Consider the following 344-nt stretch of genomic DNA (forward strand, 5'->3'; position numbering starts at 1 on the left):
TTGGAGTATCTTCAGATCACGACTGGAGGCCGCAGGCCTCCCGGCGGCGTTGCCGGTGCCGGCGACCATCGCCTACGCCGTGGCCTCCGCCGAGGCGCCTGACGGCGCCAGTCGCGATGGGAACACGGAGCGCCGAACCGAGCGCTCCAACAGCGATCCTCTCCACCGACGGTGCCACGTCGTTGTTGGAGTATCTTCAGATCACGACTGGAGGCCGCAGGCCTCCCGGCGGCGTTACCGGTGCCGGCGACCATCGCCTACGCCGTGGCCTCCGCCGAGGCGCCTGACGGCGCCAGTCGCGATGGGGAGCAGCGCTCCAACAGCTGTTTTTTCCATTAAGGCAA

This window comes from Halomonas sp. DQ26W, assembly GCF_003339685.1.
Taxonomy (GTDB): Bacteria; Pseudomonadota; Gammaproteobacteria; order Pseudomonadales; family Halomonadaceae; genus Halomonas.